The following is a 21,245-nucleotide window of genomic DNA, read 5'->3' on the forward strand; positions in this document are numbered from 1 at the left end:
CCGGAAATCATCGTCAAGAGCCTCGCACACGACGTCGTTTATCGGCAATGCCGTCCGCTCGTGATCGGCGATGCGCGCCGGCTCGAACGAGCAAACGAGATCGTCGGCGGCACGGCGAAGATCCGTCGCATCCAGGAAGCGGCCGACGCGCGCTACGAGCCGGGCACGATCGACTGCATCGATCTCGGCCTGATTCCGGCCGACCTGCCCTTCGGCCGCTTGTCGCCGTCGCGGGCGATGCGGCCTATCAATTCATCGCGCGCGCGGTGAAGCTGGCGGAAGCCGGGCAGATCGACGCCATCTGCACGGCGCCGCTCAACAAGGAAGCACTGCACGCCGGCGGCCACAAGTATCCCGGCCATACCGAAATGCTCGCGCATCTGACGGGCGTCGACGAAGTATCGATGATGCTGGTCGCGCCGCAACTGCGCGTGATTCATGTGACCACGCATATCGGGATCATCGACGCGATCCGCAAAATCGAGCCGGGCCTCGTACAGCGCACGATCGAGCGCGGCCACGCGACCCTCGTGAAGGCCGGCATCGCAAAGCCGCGCATCGGCGTATGCGGGATCAATCCGCATGCCGGCGAGAACGGTCTGTTCGGATACGGCGAGGAAGAAGAGAAGATCGTGCCGGCGGTCGCGGTGTTGCAGGAACGCGGCCTCGACGTGACCGGCCCGCTGCCTGCCGACACGCTGTTTTTCCGTGCGGGCCGCGGCGACTTCGATCTCGTGGTCGCGATGTATCACGACCAGGGTCACGGCCCGGTGAAGGTGCTCGGGCTCGAAGCGGGCGTCAACGTGACGGTGGGACTGGAGGTCATCCGCACATCGGTCGATCACGGCACCGCGTTCGACATTGCGGGCACGGGCGTCGCCGACGAGCGCAGCCTGCTCGAAGCGCTGCGCCAGGGCGCCGAACTCGCGACGCGGCGCGGCTGAGCGCACAACCAGCGTGACGGAATGCGCGCGGGCCGTGGTGTAACATCGGCAACCTCCCATCCTGCAGATGTCAGCCATGAAAGCGTCCGAGCGCCATCGCGCGATTCTCGATCTCGTCCTGACGGGCGACGCCAGCGTCGAACAACTCAGCGCCGCGCTCGGCGTATCCGAAGCTACCGTGCGGCGCGACCTGACGACGCTCGCGAACCAGCGCCGTCTCGTGCGCACCTATGGCGGTGCGACGGCGCTGATCGGCGCACACGAACCGGAGGCGTCGCTCGAGGAACGCAAGGCGACGCAGCGCGAGCAGAAAGAAGCGATTGCCCGCGCGGCGGCCGCTCACGTGCACGACGGCGATACGCTGCTGCTCGACGGCGGCACGACCTGCGCCGCGCTGGCGCGGCATCTCGTCTCGCGCGTCGATCTTCATGTGGTGACCAACAACCTGCTTGCCGTCATGACGCTGGCGAACGCGCCCGGCGTCCATCTCACGTTGATCGGCGGCGATCTGCGCAAATCGAGCATGAGCACGCTCGGGCCGCTCGCCGAGCTGTCGCTGAGCCGCTTGAGCGTCGACAAGGCGTTTCTCGGCGCGGACGGCGTGGTCGCGGAGTTCGGGCTGTGCGAAGCGAGCGCGCAACAAGCGTATCTGAAGGACTGCATCATCCGGCGCGCGGCTCAGACGTTTGTGCTTGCCGACGCCGACAAGCTCGGTCGCTCGCGGCAGCAACACTGGACGCCGCTCGAACGAGACTGGCGGTTGATCACGTCCAGCATGGCCGACGAGGCGCTTCTTGCGCCGTTCAGGGCGCTCGGACGCGTCGTGGTCGAGACGGCCGATATGGACACGCCGTCGCGCTCGGCGATCTCGTAATACTGCGCGAAGCGCGCCGTACAACGAAGCGGAAAGGCGCAGGACCTTCGACGACGAGGTAGCGAACCGTCGGCCGAAAACATCCGACGTCACGTTCCATCCTTACCTCCCTGTAAAACGTCGCGGCCTTGCTGCGATGCCGACCTGACGAACGCGTCCAGATCGCGGTTGAAACGCTCGGGCTCCTCGATAAACGGCGCATGGCCGGCGTCCGCGTACACCTCACTTACGATGTGCGGATTCAGCGCGGCCGCGCGGGCGAGCGTCGCACGCGTGTCGACCAGTACGTCGCGACCTCCGTAGATGAAGAGCAGCGGTACGCGCGCCTTGGCGAGCCCTTCCGCGGCGAACACGGTCATGGTCGGCACTTCTCGCTGCATGTCCCACGATGCCATGGCGGCGTTCGCGAGCAGCCGCGCGAACGTGTCGGCGTCGGGCCGATGATTGAAACAAAGGCCGACGAAGGTGCGCTCGCCGTCCAGATGCGTCTTCAGATCGGCCGAATTCATGTCGCGATAAACGTCGGGGTGTGCGACGATCTGACCGGGCGCGAGCTCGACCACGCCGTCGACATACACGGCACCCGCGATCCCGCTATCGCCGTATTTCGCGAGATAGTTCGAGATCACCACGCCGCCGAGCGACCAGCCGACCACGACGGGCTTGCGCGCATGCGAGCCGCGGATTACCGCTGCGAGGTCGTCCGCCCAGCGGTTCCCGTCGTGATAGGGCTCCGGGCCGGACGGCTTGCCGGACAGACCGTGGCCGCGCAGATCATAGGTAATGATCCGGTATTGGCTCAATTCGCGACTTCGCACCTGCGCATCCCAGTTCAGGCGGCTGCCGAGCAGTCCATGCACCAGAATGATCGGCGGGCCGCCCGGATTACCGCTTTCCTGAACGGCGATCCTTACCCCGTCCGCCGATGTCACCGTATAGCTGTTCGGTGCGGCAAACGCGTCGGGGGCGGACGCAAGCAGCGTAACCGCCGAGAGCGCGGAAATCAAAAGGTGAGAGAACGTCCGTAAGCTCATTGTCTTGCCTGGGAGAGTGTCGGTACGCTTACTCTCAACCCTTACACTGATGTGAGAGTCAAGCGAATCGTGCTACGCTGCTTTGCATGAAAAACACGCCTTCCCGGCAGCTGCTGGCGATCGGACAACTTTCGCAACTCACTGGCGCCAGCGTGCGGTCGATCCGCCACTACGACGAACATGGTCTGCTCGCTTCGGTACGTGCGAGCAATGGCTATCGCATGTTTCCCGAGAAGGCCGTCACGCAGGTCAAGCAGATTCAGCGCATGATCGCGACCGGATTCACCATCGACGATATTCGCGGTTTCCCCGACTGCATGCTTTTGATCGAGGGTGCCCGTTCTTGCGATCAGATCACCGACGTTCAGCGGGCAAGGCTCGAGGCGATCGAGCGTCAGATCGCCGATTTGGAAAAGCGTCGGGCGCGTCTTCTCAAGACCTTGAATGAAGGAGTGATTCCGCCGGTCGATTGATGCGCGTGGCAATGGCCACGGCCGCGACGCTGCAGCCTGCGCGCTACCCGGCCTGGCGCCACGCGGCGCTCTCGCGGCCATGCGTCAGCAGCTTGCGCGCATCTCGGCCACGCGTGCCACATGCGCGACGGCTGCCTCGCGTGCCGCCCTCCCGTCGCCGGCGCGATCCCGGCGAGAATCTCGCGCATTTCTTCGACCGCCTGCTGACCGCGATCGTCGGAAGCAATCGTCAGTGCACGCAGCCGATTGATGCGAGCGATCAACGTCTGCACGATCTCCACGCAACGTGCTTTTTACCGGCGATGAACATGCGCTCGTAGAACGCCGACGTCAGCGCCTTCACCGCGTGATGATCCTGCGTATCGAACGCGTGCCGGATCCGGTCGATGCACGTCGAAAGATCTGCGACGAGCGACGCATCGGCATGCTCCGCGCAGGCCATCGCGGCCTCGCCCTCGAGCAAGGCGCGGATCTCGTAGATCTCGGCGGCCGTGTCGAAGTCGAGGACCGCGACGATGGGCCCCTGGTTCGGGACCGAGTCGACGAGGCCCTCCGTTTCCAGATGGCGCAGGACCTCGCGCACGACGGTCCGGCTTACGCCCAGGATCTCGCACAGTGAGCGTTCGACGAGCCGTTCGCCCGGCTGGAAATGCGCGTCGAGGATCGCGGTGCGCATCTTCTCGAGCGCGAGCTCCCGCAGCGTGGCAGTAGGCCGCTCGACTTTCAGTGACGGCAGTGCGTGACGCATGGCCGTTGCCGTCACGCTTGCGCGAACAGGCGCGCGTCGCGCGCATCCCACTCGACGAGCGCCTGTGCGCCGATCACGATGCCGTTGCCGTGTCGATGGGCGGCCGGCGTGCGGATCGAGATTTCCTGCTGCCACGGTGTCGCGACCGCGTAGTGCATCGCATCGCCGAGATAGGTGATGTCGCGCACCGTGACGGGAAGACCCGCGCCGACGGCCGACGCAGTTGCCGCGCCCGCGTATTGCACCGGGCGGATGCGTATCTGTTCCGGACGAATCATCAGCGTGCCATCGTCGCCGGCAGCGAGCGAGGGATGGAACGCGTCCGAGGCCGTTTCGATACCGTTGGGAAACACGCCGCCCATGCGACCGTCGCGTGTCTTCGTCACCTTGACCGGCAGGAAATTCGAGTTGCCGATAAAGCTCGCGACGAAGCGCGACGCGGGATTCGCATACAGTTCCTCGCCCGTGCCCACCTGCTCGATCCGCCCCTGGTTGAACACGGCGATACGGTCGGACAACCGCAGCGCCTCCTCCTGGTCGTGCGTGACGTAAAGGATCGTCACACCGGTCTCCTGGTGAATGCGGCGCAGTTCGAGCTGGATTTCCTCGCGCAGCTTCTTGTCGAGCGCGGACAGCGGCTCGTCCATCAGCAGCACGGGCGGATCGTAGGCCAGCGCACGCGCGATCGCGACGCGCTGCTGCTGGCCGCCGGAGAGTTGCGCAGGCATCCGGTCACGGCATTCGGACAGATGTACGAGCTTCAGCATCTGCTCCACTTTGGCGCGGACTTCCGCGTCGGGCCGGCGCCGCACGCGCAGCGGGAACGCGACGTTCTCGCCCACGCTCAGGTGTGGAAACAGCGTATAGCGCTGAAACACCATTCCGATGTTGCGCTGGTTCGGCGCAACCGAAAGCAGCGACTTGCCGTCGAGCAGCACGCGTCCGTCGGTCGGCTCCTGAAAGCCCGCGACGATATAAAGCGTGGTGCTCTTGCCCGAACCCGACGGCCCGAGGAAGGTCATGAATTCGCCCTTGCGCACGTCGAGCGACACGTGGTCGATCGCAACGACGTCATCGTAGGTCTTGCGCAGGCGCTGGATTTGCAGGAAAGCAGTCATGGCGTAGTACCTCAGTGAGCGCGTGCGCGGCGCACCACGGCGCCCGCCAGCATCAATACGGTCGTCAGTCCGACGAGCAGCGACGACGCGGCCGCGACGACGGGCGTCAGGTCTTGCCGCAGCGTTGCCCAGATCCGCACGGGCAACGTCTGCAGCGTCGGGCTCGACATGAAGATCGACACCACGACTTCATCCCACGACGCGAGAAACGCGAAGACCGCGGCAGCAAACAGGCCGAGCCGGATGGCAGGCAGCGTGACGCGCAGCTTCACCGTGAGCGGCGATGCGCCGCAGATCAGCGCGGCGTCTTCCAGCGCCGTGTCGAAGCTCAAGAGCGAATTGCTGATCGAGATGATCGAAAACGGCAGCGCGATGATCAGGTGACCGATCACGAAGCCGGTCATCGTGCCGTTGAGCCCGATACGCAGAAAGAATGCATAGAGCGCAACGGCGAGCACGACGACGGGTAGCACCATCGGTGTCAGGAAGAAGCCGCGCACCGCCTCGCGGCCCCGGAACCTGCCCCGCACGAGCGCCAGCGAGGCAAGAAAGCCGATCGCGACGGACAGCATCGTCACGATAATCGCCAGCTTCGCGCTGGTCAGCAGCGAGTCGATCCAGCCGGCGTCGGTAAACAGCTGCCGATACCATTCGAGCGTCCAGCCCGGCGGCGGGAAAATGAGCCACTGCGAATCGCCGAACGACAACGCGACGATAAACACGATCGGCAACAGCAGGAACAGTGCGACGGCCGCGCCCACGGCCACCAGAATCCAGCGCAGCGCGCCGAGGCGATCGAAATCGAGCAACATGTCAGCGGCCTCCGGCGGCGGCGCGTGCGCTGCCCGTGAAGCGCAGCTGCAACGCATAGAGCGCGAGCGTGACGGCAAGCAGCACGAAGGCCGCGGCGCCGGCGAGCCCCCAGTTCAGCAGCTCCTGCACGAGTTGCGCGATCAGTTCGGCCAGCATCATGTACGACGGCCCGCCGAGCAGCGTCGGCGTGACGAAGTAGCCGAGCGCCATGACGAACACCATCAGCGCACCGGACGCCACGCCCGGCATCGCGAGCGGCACGAGGATGCGCCAGAACGCCTGCCAACGGCTCGCACCGCACACCGCGGCCGCGCGCAGCGTCGACGGGTCGATGCCGCGCAGCGTCGCATGCAGCGGCATCACGAGAAACGGCAGCATGATGTAGGTCATGCCGATCGTCACGCCGGTCAGATTGTTGACGAGCGACAGCGGCTCGCGGATCACGCCGAGCGCCATCAGCGCGCGGTTGATCGGCCCCGTTCCCTGCAGCAGCACCATCCACGCGAACGTGCGCGCTAGCAGGTTCGTCCACATAGACAACAGCAGGATCGCGAACAGCACCGAACTGAGCTTGCGCGGAGCGATGGCGAGCAGCCACGCCATCGGAAAGCCGACGGTCAGCGTGACGAGCGTCACGACCGTCGCGACGATGAACGTATTGCCGAACACGCGCACGTACGTCGTCGAGCCGAGTAGCTGCGCGTAGTTGTGCAGCCCTGGCGCCGGCTCGAGCACACTGCGCAACAGCAGCGACAGCACGGGCAGCAGGAAAAAGATCACGAGCAGCAGCATCGCGGGTGCCAGCAGCCGCACGCTGCGCCAGTCGCGCCGCTTGCGCGGCGGTGTCGCGGCAGGATGCGCGACGGTACTCAATACGTTTGGCATGGTGTCTCCTTTGTCGGCCAGCGCCGGCACTTCAGTGCCTGTTTCCACTGGCCCCATGCAGGTTCGTTGCGCTACCGGGCGGTTCCGTCCAGTTCGGGCTCCTGAACGGCGTTCAGGTCGGTACAACGCCACGCGCCGGCTTACTTCGACTGCCACGCGTACCAGCGCTTCGCGATCGCATCGCGGTTCTCGGCCCAGTACTTCATGTCGAGATTGATCTGCGAACCCTTGTATTGGTCGGGCAGTGCTTTCGCGATCGCCGGCGGCATCAGCGCCGCCGACTTCACGTTGATCGGTGCATAGCCGGTATTGGCGGCGAACCTGGCTTGGGCCTCCGCGCTCGTTGCGGCGGCCAGGAACTTCATTGCCGCGTCGCGATGCTTGGCGCCCTTCGGAATCACAAGCATGTCGGCCGCGGTCAGGTTCTGATTCCACGACATGCCGACCGGTACGCCCGTCTGCGCGAGCGCATGCAGACGGCCGTTCCAGAACATGCCGATCGGCGCTTCGCCCGATGCGAGCAACTGCTGCGATTGCGCGCCGCCGCTCCACCAGACGATATCGCCCTTGATCGAATCGAGCTTCTTGAACGCGCGGTCGAGATCGAGCGGATACAGCTTGTTCGGCGCGACGCCGTCGGCGAGCAGTGCGATCTCGAGCACGCCCGGCGCCGACCACTTGTAAAGCGTACGCTTGCCCGGGAAACGCTTCGTGTCGAACAGATCGACCCAGTTCTGCGGCTGCGCCCCCGTGTACTTCGCCTTGTTGTAGCCGAGCACGAACGAATAATAGAAACTGCCCACGGCAGACGGCGTCGCGAAGCGCGGGTCGAGGTCGGCCTTCTTCACCACGGAATAGTCGATCGGCTCGATCAGTCCGGCCTTTTCCGCCGCATACGCGAAGTCGCCTTCGACGTCGACGACGTCCCAGCTGACGTTGCCGCTTTCGACCATCGCCTTGAGCTTGCCGTAGTCGGTCGGTCCGTCCATCAGCACCTTGATGCCGCTCGCCTGCGTGAACGGCTGCGCCCAGTCCTTCTGCTGCGACGATTGGGTCGTCCCGCCCCAGCTCGTGAACACGATCGGGTCCGCAGCGACCGCCGGTGCGGCGCAAAGAACGGCCAACGGTGCGATACAGGCAAGCTGCGATGCCAGACGCGGTGCTGCGAAACGCGGGATGCTTCTGCTGCTCATGGTCTCTCTCCAGATGAAACGGGTGCGGCTTGCGGCCACCGGAACGGCAGCCCTCCGAATACGCGTGCTCGGTCCGGCAGCGCCCGCCGCGCCGGCTGCTCGATCGCCTCGTTCGTCACTGCGGCGCATCGCGCGCCGCCGATGCCGTTACGCGGCAGCCAGCGGCTGGACCGTACCGGCCTCCGTGTCGCCGACGTAGATTCCATATGCGTCCTGCCTGCGTTCGCGCACGTAGCGCTCGAGCATCGAGCGCACGGCGGTATCGGCGATTTCGTCCCAAGGAACTTGCCACAGCGGCACGATGCGAATACTGCTGTCGAACCACGGCGAACCGGTGGGCATCACGCGGCCGCGGTAATAGATGTGCACGCCCGGCTCGCGGCCGCCGGCCGATTCGAAGACGGCGAACAGGAAGTCGAGATGCGCGTTGAGCCCGAGCTTCGTCAGCACACCGCGCAGGCTCGCCGCGTCGCTCGCCGGTTCGAGCCGGCTGCCGGTCGGCAGGCGCAGGCCGTGCGGCGTATCGACGAGCACCAGCCCGTCGCGATGTTCGAGAATCGCGCCCACCCGTGCGCACCCCGCCGCGGACAACGCGTCCTGCGACAGGCTGAAGTTCACGTATGCGCCGCGGCAATAGCCGAGCGGCGACGCGCTCGTCTGCGCGAAGTCGACCACGCGTCCGATCAGAATGATGTGGTCCCCCGCGTCGACCACGTCGTGCGTCACGCAGTCGAAGCTCGCGGCCGCATCCCGGATCACCGGGGCACCCGTTTTGCGCGTATCCCACGGTACTCGGGCGAATTTGTCCTGTGCTTTCGAGGCGAACACGCCGGACACGTCGGCCTGGTTCTCCGCCAGCACGCTCACCGCAAAACGCTGCGTGGCCGAGAACACCGGATGGCTCGACGCCGTCTTCGAGATGCACACGAGAATCAAGGGCGGATCGAGCGACACCGACGTGAACGAGTTGGCGGTGAAGCCGCGCGGCGAACCGTCGGGCTGGATCGTCGTGACGACCGTCACGCCGGTGACGAATGCACCGAGGGCGCGGCGAAAGCCGGACGTGTCGAATGGCTGCTGCTCGATCGGCTCGGTTATCGACTCGGTCATGGCGTCCTCCCGGGATGGCTGTGCTGCTTGATGAGATTATGGTATGCCATCTTATGGGCTACAACAATGGACGCTGTATTATGGAATACCATGAGTCGAATCGGCACACAAAACAAAAGGCCGCCGGCAAGTGTGCCGACGGCCTTTCGTGGTGAATCGCGCGTATCGACGCCCGCGCCGGCGTGTCGTCAACGGTCGTCGACGGCCTCGTCCTGCTGCTGCGCGAGCGCGGACTGCGCCAGCTCGGAAACGCGCTTGATGTGCGCCGCCGACGCCGCCGCGGCCGCGTCGCCATCGCGCCGCTCGATCGCGTCGAGCAGGCGGTTCATCTCCGTATTGGAATCGCTGCCGCGCCCCGGCATTGCGATGGTCAGCGCACGCAGCCGATTGATGCGCGCATTCAGCGTCTTGACGACCGTCAGCGACACGTGTTTGCCCGCCGCCTCGAACAGCGCTTCATAGAAGCGTTCGGTGTATTCGAGCACGCGCGGCAGATCCTCCTTCTCGAACGCATCCTCGATCACCGCGCGAATTTCGCGCAGTCGCTGCACGACTTCGGGCGTCGCGCCCTCCGCGCACGCGCGCGCCGCATTGGCTTCGAGCAGCCCGCGCAGTTCGTAAATCTCGCCGACCTGCCCCGGATCGAGCCGCGCGACCACCGGCCCCTGCCGCGACACGGTCTCGACCAGCCCTTCCGTCTCGAGATGCCGCAGCACCTCGCGCACCACCGTGCGACTCACGCCGAGTTCGTCGCAGAGCGTGCGTTCGACGAGCCGCGCGCCCGGTCGGAAATAACCCTGCACGATCGCGCCACGCAGCTTGTCGAGCGTCAGTTCGCGCAGGGTCTTGGCATTGCGGTCGATTTTCAGGTCTTGCATGGACGGCACTCTGGAAACGAAATGGGCCTGCCGCCAGCCCAAAAGGCGGCGGCCGACATGGAATGCCATATTATGACCTAACTGTCATCGAGCTTTCCATCCCGCCGGCAGCGTGCCCGGCGACGCCGCCGTTTCAGTCCTCCAGCCCTTCGACGATCGAGATCTGCGCGCGGCAATGTCCATCCCGCTTCGCCTTCGCCGTCTGGTATTCGGCCGAGTGATAACACGCGAGCGCGGCGTCCATATCGGGAAAGCGGATCACGACGTGGCGCTCGAACGCCTCGCCCTCGAGCGTCTGCGACGCGCCGCCGCGCGCGAGAAATACGGCGCCGAACTTCTTGAACGCCTGCGGCGCGAGATCCGTGTAGTCCTTGTACTTCACGGGATCCAGCACCTGCACGTGAGCAATCCAGTACGCACTCATTTTTCACCTCTGCTTTCGCGCAATTTCGAGACACGGGTTAACACTCATGGCATGCCGTAACATGGTATACCACAATGAATCCGACAATCAACGCATGAAAGGAAGGTGCCATGAGCCTGATTCGGAAATCCGTCCTCCACGTCGAAACGCTGTACGTGGATGGCGACAAGGTGGCTGCGAAACCGCTGAAGATGATCGGCGCGGCCGCGGTGATCAAGAACCCGTGGGTGGGCCGCGGATACGTCGAGGACCTGTCGCCGGAGATCCGCAGGCTCGCGCCGCAACTGAGCGAACACCTGACGAAGCTGATCCTCGACGAAGCCGGTTCGGGCGAGGCCGTCGAAGCGTTCGGCAAGAGTGCGATCGTCGGTCTCGACGGCGAGATCGAGCACGCATCCGCGCTGATCCACACGCTGCATTTCGGCAATACGTATCGGACGGCCGTCGGCGCGAAGTCGTATCTCGCGTTCAACAACACGCGCGGCCCGGCCAATGCGCCGCTGCTGATTCCGATGATGGACAAGAACGACGAAGGCCGCCGTTCGCACTACCTGACGCTTCAGTTCGCGATTCCGGACGCGCCGGCCGCCGACGAACTCGTCATTGCCCTCGGCGCGGCCACCGCCGGCCGGCCGCATCACCGCATCGGCGACCGCTACAAAGATCTCGCAGAGCTCGGAAATGACGTCAAGAACCCTGCCGCTGTCAAATAAGCGCGTCGCCCACTATCTCGACCAGGGCGCGGGCGAACCGCTGGTGCTGATTCATGGGGTCGGCATGCAGGCGAGCGCGTGGTATCCGCAGATCGACGACCTGTCGCGCGACTTTCGCGTGATCTCCGTCGACATGCCGGGCCACGGGAGAAGCGATCCGCTCGACACCGGCGCCGAGCTGCCGCAGTTCGTGCAGTGGGCGGCAGAGTTCATCGAAGCGCTGAAGGTCGGCCCCGTCAACCTGGCCGGCCATTCGATGGGCTCGCTGATCGCGGCCGGCGTCGCCGTGACGCGACCGGATCTCGTCAAGCGCGTGGCAGTCCTGAACGGCGTCTACCGCCGAACCGAGCAGGCGCGCGAAGCCGTGCTGCAACGCGCCGCCGAACTGCGGTCGGGCACCATCGACGTCGATACGCCGCTCAAGCGCTGGTTCAACGCGGAAGAAGCGCAGCAGGCCGCAGCACGGAAGGTGCAATCGTGGCTGCAGTCGGTGGACCTCGTCGGTTATGCGACCGCGTACCACGCCTTCGCGAACGGCGACGAGGTGTATGCGGACGCCTGGCACCGGATCGCCTGCCCCGCCCTCGTGCTCACCGGCTCGGACGATCCGAATTCGACGCCCGAGATGGCGCGACAGATGGCGCAAGCCGCACAGGATGGCAAGGCCGTCGTGATCGAGAACGAGCGCCACATGGTCAACCTGACCGCGCCCGACACGGTCAATCGCGCGCTGCGTGCGTGGCTGCAGACCGTGCCGCAGGCGGAAACCCTGAAATCGGAAGTGTGACATGAGCCAAGCAATCAGCCAGGAAGCCTCGACGATCAACACCCGGGAGCTGCGCGATGCGTTCGGCGCGTTCATGACGGGCGTGACGATCGTCACGACTGCGCGCGACGATGGCCAGCCGCTCGGCTTCACCGCGAACTCGTTCTCGTCGGTGTCGCTGGATCCGGCACTGCTGCTCGTCAGCATCGCGAAGACGTCGAGCAATTTCCAGACGTTTTCCACGGCCGGCCACTTTGCGATCAACATCCTCGCGGAAGGGCAAACGGAGCTGTCGAACAGGTTCGCGCGCCCGAGCGAGAACCGCTTCGCGAACGTCGGCTGGCATCTGAGCGCACATCGTAATCCGCTGATCGACGACGTCAGCGCGTGGTTCGACTGCACGACGCACGAGGTGATCGATGCGGGCGATCACGCAATCATCATCGGCAAGGTCGAGGCGTTTCATTCGGCAGGCTATGCGGGGCTCGGTTACTACCGCGGCGGGTATTTCACGCCGGCGAAGCTGTCGACCGAAGTCATTGCAGGCCCGAAGGTCGTCGTCAGCGCGATCATCGCGCGCGACGACAAGGTGCTCATGATCCGCACCGCCGAGGGCAAGTGGACACTGCCCGCGAAGGAGATCGGCCGTGAAGGCGCCGACAAGGCGCTCGCCGAACTTTTCCGGCAATACCAGCCCGACGCATCGGCAAGCTTTATCTACTCGGTCTACAACAATACCGAGACGCACTACCAGTACATCTCGTTCCTCTGCAGCGCACCGGACGAAGCGGCGGCCGCCGGCGAATTCGTGAGCCTCGACGATCTCGACGCGGACGCGTTCCAGGACAGCGCGCTCGCCAGCATGCTCGAACGCTATCGCAAGGAGAGCCAGCTGAAGAGTTACGGCCTGTACTTCGGCGATCACAGCACGGGCACCGTCCGTCCGCTTCTTTCCTGAAAGGTCCCATCATGCGTTTTTCGCTTTTCGTTCACATGGAGCGCGTCTCCGACCAGACCAGCCAAAAGCAGCTGTACGACGAGATGGTGGAGCTGTGCCAGATCGCCGACCGCGGCGGCATGCACGCCGTCTGGACCGGCGAGCACCACGGCATGGATTTCACGATCGCGCCGAACCCGTTCATCAACCTCGCCGATCTCGCGAACAAGACGAAGCGCGTACGGCTCGGCACGGGCACGGTCGTCGCGCCGTTCTGGCATCCGATCAAGCTCGCCGGCGAAGCCGCGATGACGGACATCATCTCGGGCGGGCGCCTCGAGCTCGGCATCGCGCGCGGCGCCTACTCGTTCGAATATGAGCGCCTGATGCCGGGTCTCGACGCGTGGAGCGCAGGCCAGCGCATGCGCGAGCTGATTCCAGCCGTGAAGAAGCTGTGGGAAGGCAACTACGCGCACGACGGCGAATTCTGGAAGTTCCCGTCGACGACATCGTCGCCGCTGCCGCTGCAGCAACCGCATCCGCCGATCTGGGTCGCCGCGCGCGATCCGAACAGCCACGAGTTCGCGGTGGCCAACGGCTGCAACGTGCAGGTCACACCGCTGCATCTCGGCGACGACGAAGTCGAGAAGCTCGTCGGCCATTTCAACGCCGCGTGTGCGAAGTACAGCGACGTGCCGCGTCCGCAGATCATGCTGCTGCGTCACACCTACGTCGCGAGCAACGAGGACGACGCGCAGCGAGCCGCCGACGAAATCAACGTGTTCTACAACTACTTCGGCGCGTGGTTCAAGAACGAACGTCCGGTCAGTCGCGGGATGATCCAGCCGCTGAGCCGCGAGGAAATCGCCGCGCATCCGTTCTACACGCCCGAAGCGATGCGCCGGAACAACGTGATCGGCACGCCGGCGGAAGTGATCGAACGTCTGAAGACCTATGAGGCGCTCGGCTTCGACGAGTACTCGTTCTGGATCGACACGGGCATGCCGTTCGAACGCAAGAAGGCGTCGCTCGAGCGGATGATCCGCGACGTGATGCCGGCGTTCCGGTAAGGGGACGATGTCATGAATGCACATTTTCAGCTGTATATCGACGGGCAGTTCGAGCCCGGCGCCGCCACCTTCGGCAGCATCGACCCGGCAACCGGCGCCGTGTGGGCGCAGATGCCGGAAGCCCGCACGGACGAAGTGAATCGCGCGGTCGCGGCGGCCCGCCGTGCACTGACCGATCGCGCCTGGGCAGGCCTGACCGCGTCGGCGCGCGGCAAACTGCTGTACCGGCTCGCGGACCTCGTCGAACAGGCTGCACCGCGGCTCGCCGAAATCGAAACGAAAGACACCGGCAAGATCATCCGCGAAACGTCGAGCCAGATCGCATACGTTGCCGAGTATTACCGCTACTACGCCGGCATCGCCGACAAGCTCGAGGGCAGCAGCATCCCCGTCGACAAGCCCGACATGCAGGTATGGCTCGAGCGGCAGCCGGTCGGCGTGGTCGCCGCGATCGTGCCGTGGAACAGCCAGCTGTTCCTGTCCGCGGTCAAGCTCGGCCCCGCACTCGCCGCGGGCTGCACCGTCGTGCTGAAGGCATCCGAGGAAGCACCGGGACCGCTGCTCGAGTTCGCGCGCATCGTGCACGAGGCCGGCTTCCCGCCCGGTGTCGTCAACGTCGTCACCGGCTTCGGCCCGGAATGCGGTGCGGTGCTGAGCAGCCATCCCGATGTGGACAAGGTCGCGTTCACCGGCGGCCCCGAGACCGCGCGCCACATCGTGCGCAATACGGCCGATAACCTCGCGAAGGTGTCGCTCGAACTCGGCGGCAAGTCGCCGTTCATCGTGTTCGCCGATACCGACATCCAGAGCGCCGTGAATGCGCAGGTTGCGGCCATCTTCGCAGCGAGCGGCCAGAGCTGCGTCGCGGGTTCGCGCCTGCTGATCGAGGCTTCGGTCAAGGATCGATTCCTCGCGATGCTCGTGGAACGCGTATCGCGGATTCGCATCGGTTCCCCCGGCGAGCGGGAAACCGAATACGGCCCGCTGTGTACCGAGCGACAGCTTCGCCACATCGAGACGGTCGTCGAGCGCTCGGTGCGTCAGGGCGCGACCGTGCTCGCCGGCGGAAAGAAGCTGGAGCGCGACGGGTATTACTACGCGCCGACGATCCTCGACTGCACCGGCGTCGCGCACGCCGACAGCATCACGACCGAATTGTTCGGGCCGGTGCTGTCGGTCGACACGTTCGAATCCGAGCAGGAAGCGATCGACAAGGCGAACGGCACCGCGTATGGCCTCGCGGCCGGCATCTTCACGACCAGTCTCACGCGGGCTCACCGCGTGTCGAAGCGCGTGCGCGCCGGCATCGTGTGGATCAACACGTATCGGGCCGTGTCGCCGCTCGTGCCGTTCGGCGGCTTTGGGCTATCCGGACACGGCCGCGAAGGCGGGCTGAGCGCCGCGCTCGAATACACGACCACGAAGTCCGTATGGCTGCGCACGTCGGACGATCCGATCGGCGACCCGTTCGTGATGCGCTAAGCGGCGATCCGATCGCCTGCCGTATCGATTCATAAGCGACGGAGACCAGGCTGCGCCCGCGCGGCGCCGCTTGGTCCGGCAATAACGATGGAGACAGCATGACAAAGCAGGACAGCGACGGCGGCGTTCTCGCCATCGAAAGCAACTCGATCGAATATGTTCCGCCGGAGGCCCGCCACGGCAAGCCGGCCGATCTCTTCACCCTGTGGTTCTGCACGAACGTCGCACCGCTGGCCGTGATCTCGGGCGCCACGTCGGTGCTGGTGTTTCATCTCGACCTGGTCAGCGCGATTCTCGCGATCGTGGCCGGGCAATTCTTCGGCGCGATCTTTCACGCGCTCACTTCCGCGCAAGGGCCGCTCGTCGGCGTACCGCAGATGATCCAGAGCCGCGCCCAGTTCGGCCGCTACGGCTCGCTGCTCGTGGTCGGGTTCACCACGCTGATCTACCTCGGCTTCTTCGTATCGAACATCATTCTGGCGGGCAAAACGCTGCACACCGCCATGCCCGCGATACCCGTACCCGCCGCGACCGTCGTCGGTGCGGTGCTTGCGACGCTGGTGGGCGTGATCGGCTGCCACTTCATTCATCGCTTCAACAAGATCGGTGCCTGGTTCATGGGCGGCGCGCTGCTGATCGGCATCGCGCTGATGGCGCCGGGGCTCGACGCGCAGATCTTCGAGCGAGGGCATTTCGATTCCACGAACTGGTTCGCGATGTTCGGGCTGTGCGCGATCTGGCAGATCAGCTTCGCGCCCTATACGTCCGACTATTCTCGCTATCTGCCGGCCTCCGCCGGATTCGGGAAGACGTTTGCGTATACCTATTTCGGTACATCGCTAGGCACGATCTTCGCGTTCCTGTTCGGTGTGCTCGCAGTCAGCACCGGACATTCGTCCGACGCGATGCAGGCCGTCCGCGAGCAGACCGGCGCGTTCGGCTACGTGCTGATCCTCCTGTTTCTCGTCAACATCATCGGCCACAACGGAATGAATCTGTACGGCGCAGTGCTGTCGTTCATCACCGCCGCGCAGACGTTCCGCCCGCACTGGGTGCCGGGGCGCAAGGTGCGCGTCGCCGTGTCGGCGGTGCTGCTGGTGGCGTCCACCGCGATCGCCCTGTGGGCGTCGAGCAACTTCATCGCGATCTTTCTGAACGCGATCTTCGCGCTGCGCATCGTGCTCGCGCCATGGATCGCGATCAACCTGATCGACTTCTACCTCGTCAACAACCGGCACTACCGCGTCGCGGAGATCATCAGCAGCAATGGCGGCATGTACGGCGCATTCAACGCCAAGACCACCGCGATCTACGTGTTCGGGATTGCGGTGCAGGTTCCGTTCATGCAAGAGAGCTTCTTCCGCGGCCCGTGGGCGTCGATTCTGGGTGGCGTCGACGTCTCGTGGATGGTCGGCCTCGTCGTCACCGCGCTGGTGTGCTACCTGTTCGCGTCGCGGGACGGCTCGCGTTCGCGGAGCCGGTGTCCGGCCGGCGCCGGCGCTCTGGATTAACAATGGAGATCGATCATGAATGAAGACGAGGCGCTGTTTCAGAAAGGCTTGCCGATCCGCCGTGAAGTGCTCGGCCCCGAATACGTCGATGCATCGATGGAAAAGGCGGACGCCTTCATGATGGCATTCCAGCGCGCCACCACCGCATGGGCGTGGGGATGGGCATGGGGCGACGACACGCTCGACCGCAAAACGCGCAGTCTGCTCAACCTCGCGATGCTGACTGCCGGCGGCCATACGAACGAACTCAAGCTGCACGTGAAGGGAGCGCTCAACAACGGCGTAAGCGTCGACGAAATCAAGGCGACATTGCTGCACGCGACCGCTTATTCGGGCATTCCGCACGGGCTCAGCGCGTTCAAGGCCGCACGCGAGGTGCTGGTGTCCGAAGGGGCATTGAAATAAGCGCAGCGCCGGAGAAGCGAGTGGCATCGCGGCCTGGGTCGACGGACTGAATAGCCGTGATCGGACTACAGCGCGGGGCGCTGTGTCGACCGTTTCCCTCGCTTCTCACCGTTTGCGGTCGGACGTAACCGACGACCGTTGCGGCTGCAGCTTCGACGCGCCATACCGACGATCTTCCTGCGACGCGACGCAAACCGAAAGCGCAACCTGCTCGCTACCATTCGGTCATCCATCGGCCCGGCCATTCCGCCGTTTAACCGCCCGCGCCCTGCGCCACTAACTTCTATCCAGAAACAAATCCGCCACCACCGACCGCAACCAGCGATTACCCGCCTCGTGGTGGTATTTCGCATGCCAATGCTGACGCACCGCAAACTTGTCGACCGGAAACGGGCAGGGATGAACCGCGATCCCGTTCACGCGCGCCAGCGTCTCCCCGATGTTTCTCGGCAGCGTCGCAATCAGATCGGTCGACTGGATGATCGACCCAAGCCCGAGCATACCCGGCAGCTCGAGCACGACGTCGCGGTCGATGTTCTCGCGCAGCAGCGCCTGCTCCAGCAATTGCGCGCCCGTGCCGGCCGCGATGATCACGTGTCCTTCGCGGCGGTATTGCTTGAGCGTCAGCTTCGCGCGCACGCGCGGATGATCGGGATTGGCGAGACAAACCCAATCCTGCATGTAGAGCTGCTGCTGGTACATGCCGCTGCCAAGCCACGGCACATACCCGATCGCGAGATCCGCCTCGCCCGATTCCAGCGCGCGCTCCGTGTTCCCGTCGATTCTCGCCGCTTCGAGTCGAATGCCCGGCGCCTGCGCACGCACATGCGCGAGCATTTTCGGCAGCAGCGTGATGTGACTCGCATCCGTCATGCAGATCCGGAAGCGCCGCTTGGCCGTGGCCGGATCGAACGAGATTTCCCACGCCGAAAACCGCCGCAGCGACTCCAGGATTTCCCGGCATGGGCCGATCAACGCGTCTGCCTGAGGCGTCGGCGTCATCCCGGCGGGCGTACGCACGAACAACGGATCCTGCAGATGTTCGCGCAGCCGCCCCAGCCAGATGCTGATCGTCGGCTGGCTCTGCCCGAGCTGCTCCGCCGCCCGCGTCACGCTGCGCAGGTCATACAGCAAGTCGAAAAGCTGAAGCAGCTTGAGATCCGGCAGCTCGGCAGTGCCCATGGCTTCATTGTGTTTCGCAATGTCGCCATTGTAGTCATTTCGTTGCGCCTATGCGGCACGTCCGACGAATAGACGCCCGCGGACAGGACTCGACGCCCTGCTTTCCGGATCGCAAGAACATCACACTAATGGCGGTTGCGCTCACTCGGGCGCAGCCTGCTCGTCATGTCGCACGAGCGGAACGGTGAGCCGATCGATCAGCGCACGCGTCTGCGGTCGAACGCCGCGCCACCATGCGAACGCTTCGGCCGCCTGCTCGACGAGCATCCCGACACCATCCGCGATGCCCTGCACACCGGCGCTGCGCGCGAGCTGCAGGAACGGCGTCAAGCCCTTGCCGTAGGCGAGTTCGTAGGCGCTGCCGCTCGCGCTGAATACGCTGGGCGGAACCGGCGGCAGCTGCCCGGTCAGGCTTGCCGAAGTCGCGTTCACGACGAGGTCGAAGCGTCCCATCGATTCGAGGTCCGCATAGCTGCACGCACGCAGCGCGCTACCTGCGCCTGCCTGCTCGACGAGCGCTTGCGCCTTGTCCGGATGTCGGTTGACGATGACGAGTTCGGCGGGGCGCGCGCCGATAAACGGCAGCAACGCGCCGCGCACGGCGCCGCCTGCGCCGAGAATGAGTACGCGCTTGCCGGCCATCGGCTGATGCAGATTGACTTCGATGTCGCGCACGAGGCCGACGCCATCGAAGTTCTCGGCGACGACGCGACCGTTCTCGAACTTCATCGCGTTCACGGCGCCCGCGAGCGTCGCGCGTTCGCTGCGTTCGTCGGCCATCGCAAACGCTCTCAGCTTGAAGGGCGCGGTGACGTTCATGCCCTTGCCACCGGCCGCGATGAAGGCTGTGACCGTGTCGACGAACGCGCCGTCCGGTTCCAGCGGCGCCTCCATCGCGACATACGCGATGTCCTGCCCGGTCTCCTCGGCGAACAGACGGTGGATCAGCGGAGACTTCGTGTGCCCGATCGGATTGCCGATTACCGCATACTGGTCGCTCATCACGCGCTCCTTTTCGAGAACAGCACGCCGTCGGTTTGCATCGCGTCGATTTCCGCTGCACTGAAGCCGAGAGATTGCGCGACCTCCACGTTGTGCTGACCGAGGTCCGGGCCGACTTCGCGAATCGACGTATCGCAATCGGAAAAACGGAACGGCAGGTTCGGCAGACGCAGCGTGCCGAAGCGCGGATGCGCCTGTTCGATCACCATGCCGCGCGCGACGATTTGCGGATCGTTGACGACCTCGTCGATGCGCTGCACCTTCGCGCAAGGAACGTCGACCTCGTCCAGCAGCGCCAGAACGTCGGCCACCGAGCGGCCGGCCACCCACGGCTTCACCACAGCAAGAATGGCTTCACGATGGGCGTTGCGGCCGTTCAGGTCGTGAAAGCGCGTGTCGGTTCCAAAACCGGCGGGGCCGCCATGCTGCTCGACGACCGCCGCGAACCGCTTCCACGCATCGTCGACTTGCGCGGCGATGACGAGGTCGCCGTCGGCGGCGCGGAAGACGCCGTACAGCGTGGACGTCGGCATGTCGTGGCCGGTCTGCTCGGGAACGACGCCCTGCATCGTGTAGCACTGGACGGCATATTCGTGCATCGACACCAGCGTGTCGTACAGCGCCATGTCGATATGCTGCCCGCGCCCGCTCGCTACGCGGCCGAGCAGCGCCGCGTTGATCGCGGCGACCGCGTGAATGCCGGTGTACATGTCGCCGAGCGAAATGCGCATGAGCGGCGGCGGCTCGCCCGGATTGCCGATCATCTGCATGATGCCGCTCTTCGCTTCGGCGATCAGGCCGAAGCCCGCACGATGCGCGTCGGGCCCCGTGTGGCCGTACGCCGAGATCGAGCAGTAGACGAGCCGCGGATTGCGCGCCGACAACGCCGCGTAGCCGAGACCGAGCTTGCCGAGCGCACCGGGACGATAGTTCTCGATAAACACGTCGGCCGAGTCGCACAGGCGTTGCATGAACGTCTTGCCGCGCGGGTCCTTCATGTCGACGCTGACACCGCGCTTGCCCATGTTGAGCTGCAGAAAATAGGCGCTTTGCTGATCGTCCAGGATCGTCGCGTGCCGGCGCCCGGCATCGCCGCCGCCGGGGCGCTCGACCTTGATGACTTCTGCGCCGAGCGCGGCGAGGCAGCGGCCGACATACGGGCCGGCAAGAAAGTGGCTGTAATCGACGACGCGAATGCCTTCGAGGGGACGGGCCTGCATCAGTACGCTCCCGGACGACGCGGAATCATCAGACGATGCTCGCCGCGCTGGACGACCTGGCCGTCCTGGTTGATCAGTTCCGACGGCAGAACGACGATGCCCCAGTCGGGCTTGCTCTTGCTGGCGCGCATCGCGCCGACGCGGAACTTGACGTGCAGCACGTCGTTCACCTTGATCGGCAGCAGGAAATCCCAGGTCCAGCCGAGCGACATGCCGGGTACGAAGCGATAGTCGCTTTGCGTCTTCAGGCCGTCCGCGACGGACAAGCCGAACAAGCCATGCGCGACGATGCAGCCGAAGTGGCTCGCGTTCGCGTAGTCCTCATCGACGTGCACGGGCGTGTGATCGCCCGTGAGATCGGCATAGGCGAGAATGCGTTGTTGCGTGACCGTGTAAGTCGGGCTGATGCATTCGTCGCCTTCCTGCGCATCGTCCCAGTATTTTTCGATGATGCGGCTCATGC

The 21,245-nt window shown here is 65.0% G+C and carries 21 protein-coding genes and 2 pseudogenes; 10 read left to right on the plus strand and 13 right to left on the minus strand.

The window, feature by feature from the left end; genetic code table 11:
* Positions 1-944: pseudogene (gene pdxA / locus BCR55_RS26725) on the plus strand (4-hydroxythreonine-4-phosphate dehydrogenase PdxA); the annotation flags it as partial.
* Between the two features lie 76 nt (positions 945-1,020).
* Entirely contained in the window at positions 1,021-1,818 is a 798-nt protein-coding gene (locus tag BCR55_RS26730) for a DeoR/GlpR family DNA-binding transcription regulator (RefSeq protein ID WP_006405454.1), read from the plus strand.
* 89 nt (positions 1,819-1,907) lie between these two features.
* Here BCR55_RS26730 and BCR55_RS26735 read toward each other — a convergent pair whose 3' ends face one another.
* Entirely contained in the window at positions 1,908-2,852 is a 945-nt protein-coding gene (locus tag BCR55_RS26735) for an alpha/beta fold hydrolase (protein ID WP_065496791.1), read from the minus strand.
* Between the two features lie 86 nt (positions 2,853-2,938).
* Between BCR55_RS26735 and BCR55_RS26740 the strand changes: the two genes are divergently transcribed.
* On the plus strand, positions 2,939-3,325 hold the full coding sequence (locus BCR55_RS26740) for a MerR family transcriptional regulator (protein ID WP_053299116.1): 387 nt from the start codon (positions 2,939-2,941) through the stop codon (positions 3,323-3,325).
* 84 nt (positions 3,326-3,409) lie between these two features.
* Here BCR55_RS26740 and BCR55_RS26745 read toward each other — a convergent pair.
* From BCR55_RS26745 to BCR55_RS26780, 8 genes and pseudogenes are all read right to left on the minus strand, one after another.
* Positions 3,410-4,073, minus strand: a pseudogene (locus BCR55_RS26745) (GntR family transcriptional regulator).
* A gap of 11 nt (positions 4,074-4,084) precedes the next feature.
* Complete coding sequence (locus tag BCR55_RS26750; protein WP_065496793.1) at positions 4,085-5,191, minus strand: ABC transporter ATP-binding protein; 1,107 nt, start codon at positions 5,189-5,191, stop codon at positions 4,085-4,087.
* Between the two features lie 11 nt (positions 5,192-5,202).
* Positions 5,203-6,003, minus strand: coding sequence for an ABC transporter permease (locus BCR55_RS26755; RefSeq protein WP_006405459.1), 801 nt, complete (start codon positions 6,001-6,003; stop codon positions 5,203-5,205).
* A gap of 1 nt (position 6,004) precedes the next feature.
* Entirely contained in the window at positions 6,005-6,889 is an 885-nt protein-coding gene (locus BCR55_RS26760) for an ABC transporter permease (RefSeq protein ID WP_006405460.1), read from the minus strand.
* A gap of 140 nt (positions 6,890-7,029) precedes the next feature.
* A complete protein-coding gene (locus BCR55_RS26765; RefSeq protein WP_065496795.1) occupies positions 7,030-8,082 on the minus strand; it encodes an ABC transporter substrate-binding protein in 1,053 nt (350 codons plus the stop codon).
* Positions 8,083-8,229: 147 nt separating this feature from the next.
* Entirely contained in the window at positions 8,230-9,192 is a 963-nt protein-coding gene (locus BCR55_RS26770; RefSeq protein WP_006405462.1) for a flavin reductase, read from the minus strand.
* Between the two features lie 188 nt (positions 9,193-9,380).
* The gene (locus tag BCR55_RS26775) at positions 9,381-10,070 is read right to left on the minus strand and encodes a GntR family transcriptional regulator (RefSeq protein ID WP_172488739.1); all 690 of its coding nucleotides are present in this window, start codon (positions 10,068-10,070) and stop codon (positions 9,381-9,383) included.
* A 133-nt stretch (positions 10,071-10,203) separates the two neighbouring features.
* Complete coding sequence (locus BCR55_RS26780) at positions 10,204-10,494, minus strand: DUF1330 domain-containing protein (RefSeq protein ID WP_006405465.1); 291 nt, start codon at positions 10,492-10,494, stop codon at positions 10,204-10,206.
* Positions 10,495-10,604: 110 nt separating this feature from the next.
* Between BCR55_RS26780 and BCR55_RS26785 the strand changes: the two genes are divergently transcribed.
* The 7 genes from BCR55_RS26785 to BCR55_RS26815 all read left to right on the plus strand — a co-directional run bounded on the left by BCR55_RS26785 (position 10,605) and on the right by BCR55_RS26815 (position 17,378).
* Positions 10,605-11,207 carry an amino acid synthesis family protein gene (locus BCR55_RS26785; protein WP_006405466.1) on the plus strand — a complete coding sequence of 201 codons (603 nt, stop codon included), beginning with the start codon at positions 10,605-10,607 and terminating at the stop codon, positions 11,205-11,207.
* Positions 11,176-11,994, plus strand: a complete 819-nt coding sequence (locus BCR55_RS26790; RefSeq protein ID WP_006405467.1) for an alpha/beta fold hydrolase — start codon at positions 11,176-11,178, stop codon at positions 11,992-11,994. Before BCR55_RS26785 ends, BCR55_RS26790 begins: the two co-directional genes overlap by 32 nt.
* Before the next feature lies 1 nt (position 11,995).
* Positions 11,996-12,931: a flavin reductase gene (locus tag BCR55_RS26795; RefSeq protein WP_006399291.1), complete on the plus strand. Its 936-nt coding sequence runs from the start codon at positions 11,996-11,998 to the stop codon at positions 12,929-12,931.
* 11 nt (positions 12,932-12,942) lie between these two features.
* Entirely contained in the window at positions 12,943-13,980 is a 1,038-nt protein-coding gene (locus BCR55_RS26800; protein ID WP_006405468.1) for an LLM class flavin-dependent oxidoreductase, read from the plus strand.
* 12 nt (positions 13,981-13,992) lie between these two features.
* Positions 13,993-15,462 (plus strand): aldehyde dehydrogenase, encoded by a 1,470-nt coding sequence (locus BCR55_RS26805; RefSeq protein ID WP_065496797.1) that lies wholly within the window; start codon positions 13,993-13,995, stop codon positions 15,460-15,462.
* Between the two features lie 98 nt (positions 15,463-15,560).
* Positions 15,561-16,973 (plus strand): cytosine permease, encoded by a 1,413-nt coding sequence (locus BCR55_RS26810; RefSeq protein WP_065496799.1) that lies wholly within the window; start codon positions 15,561-15,563, stop codon positions 16,971-16,973.
* Positions 16,974-16,988: 15 nt separating this feature from the next.
* Positions 16,989-17,378, plus strand: a complete 390-nt coding sequence (locus tag BCR55_RS26815; protein WP_053299123.1) for a carboxymuconolactone decarboxylase family protein — start codon at positions 16,989-16,991, stop codon at positions 17,376-17,378.
* Between the two features lie 276 nt (positions 17,379-17,654).
* Here the strand turns inward: BCR55_RS26815 and BCR55_RS26820 are convergent, their stop codons facing one another.
* The 4 genes from BCR55_RS26820 to BCR55_RS26835 form a co-directional block, all read right to left on the minus strand.
* On the minus strand, positions 17,655-18,560 hold the full coding sequence (locus BCR55_RS26820; RefSeq protein WP_065496801.1) for a LysR family transcriptional regulator: 906 nt from the start codon (positions 18,558-18,560) through the stop codon (positions 17,655-17,657).
* A gap of 141 nt (positions 18,561-18,701) precedes the next feature.
* On the minus strand, positions 18,702-19,562 hold the full coding sequence (gene aroE / locus BCR55_RS26825) for a shikimate dehydrogenase (protein ID WP_006405473.1): 861 nt from the start codon (positions 19,560-19,562) through the stop codon (positions 18,702-18,704).
* Complete coding sequence (locus BCR55_RS26830) at positions 19,562-20,782, minus strand: CaiB/BaiF CoA-transferase family protein (RefSeq protein ID WP_065496803.1); 1,221 nt, start codon at positions 20,780-20,782, stop codon at positions 19,562-19,564. The genes aroE and BCR55_RS26830 overlap by 1 nt, the downstream gene beginning before the upstream one ends.
* Positions 20,782-21,243 carry a MaoC family dehydratase gene (locus BCR55_RS26835; protein WP_006399299.1) on the minus strand — a complete coding sequence of 154 codons (462 nt, stop codon included), beginning with the start codon at positions 21,241-21,243 and terminating at the stop codon, positions 20,782-20,784. Before BCR55_RS26835 ends, BCR55_RS26830 begins: the two co-directional genes overlap by 1 nt.
* Positions 21,244-21,245 lie beyond the last annotated feature (2 nt).

The organism is Burkholderia sp. CCA53, from assembly GCF_001685525.1.
Classification (GTDB): Bacteria; Pseudomonadota; Gammaproteobacteria; order Burkholderiales; family Burkholderiaceae; genus Burkholderia; species Burkholderia multivorans.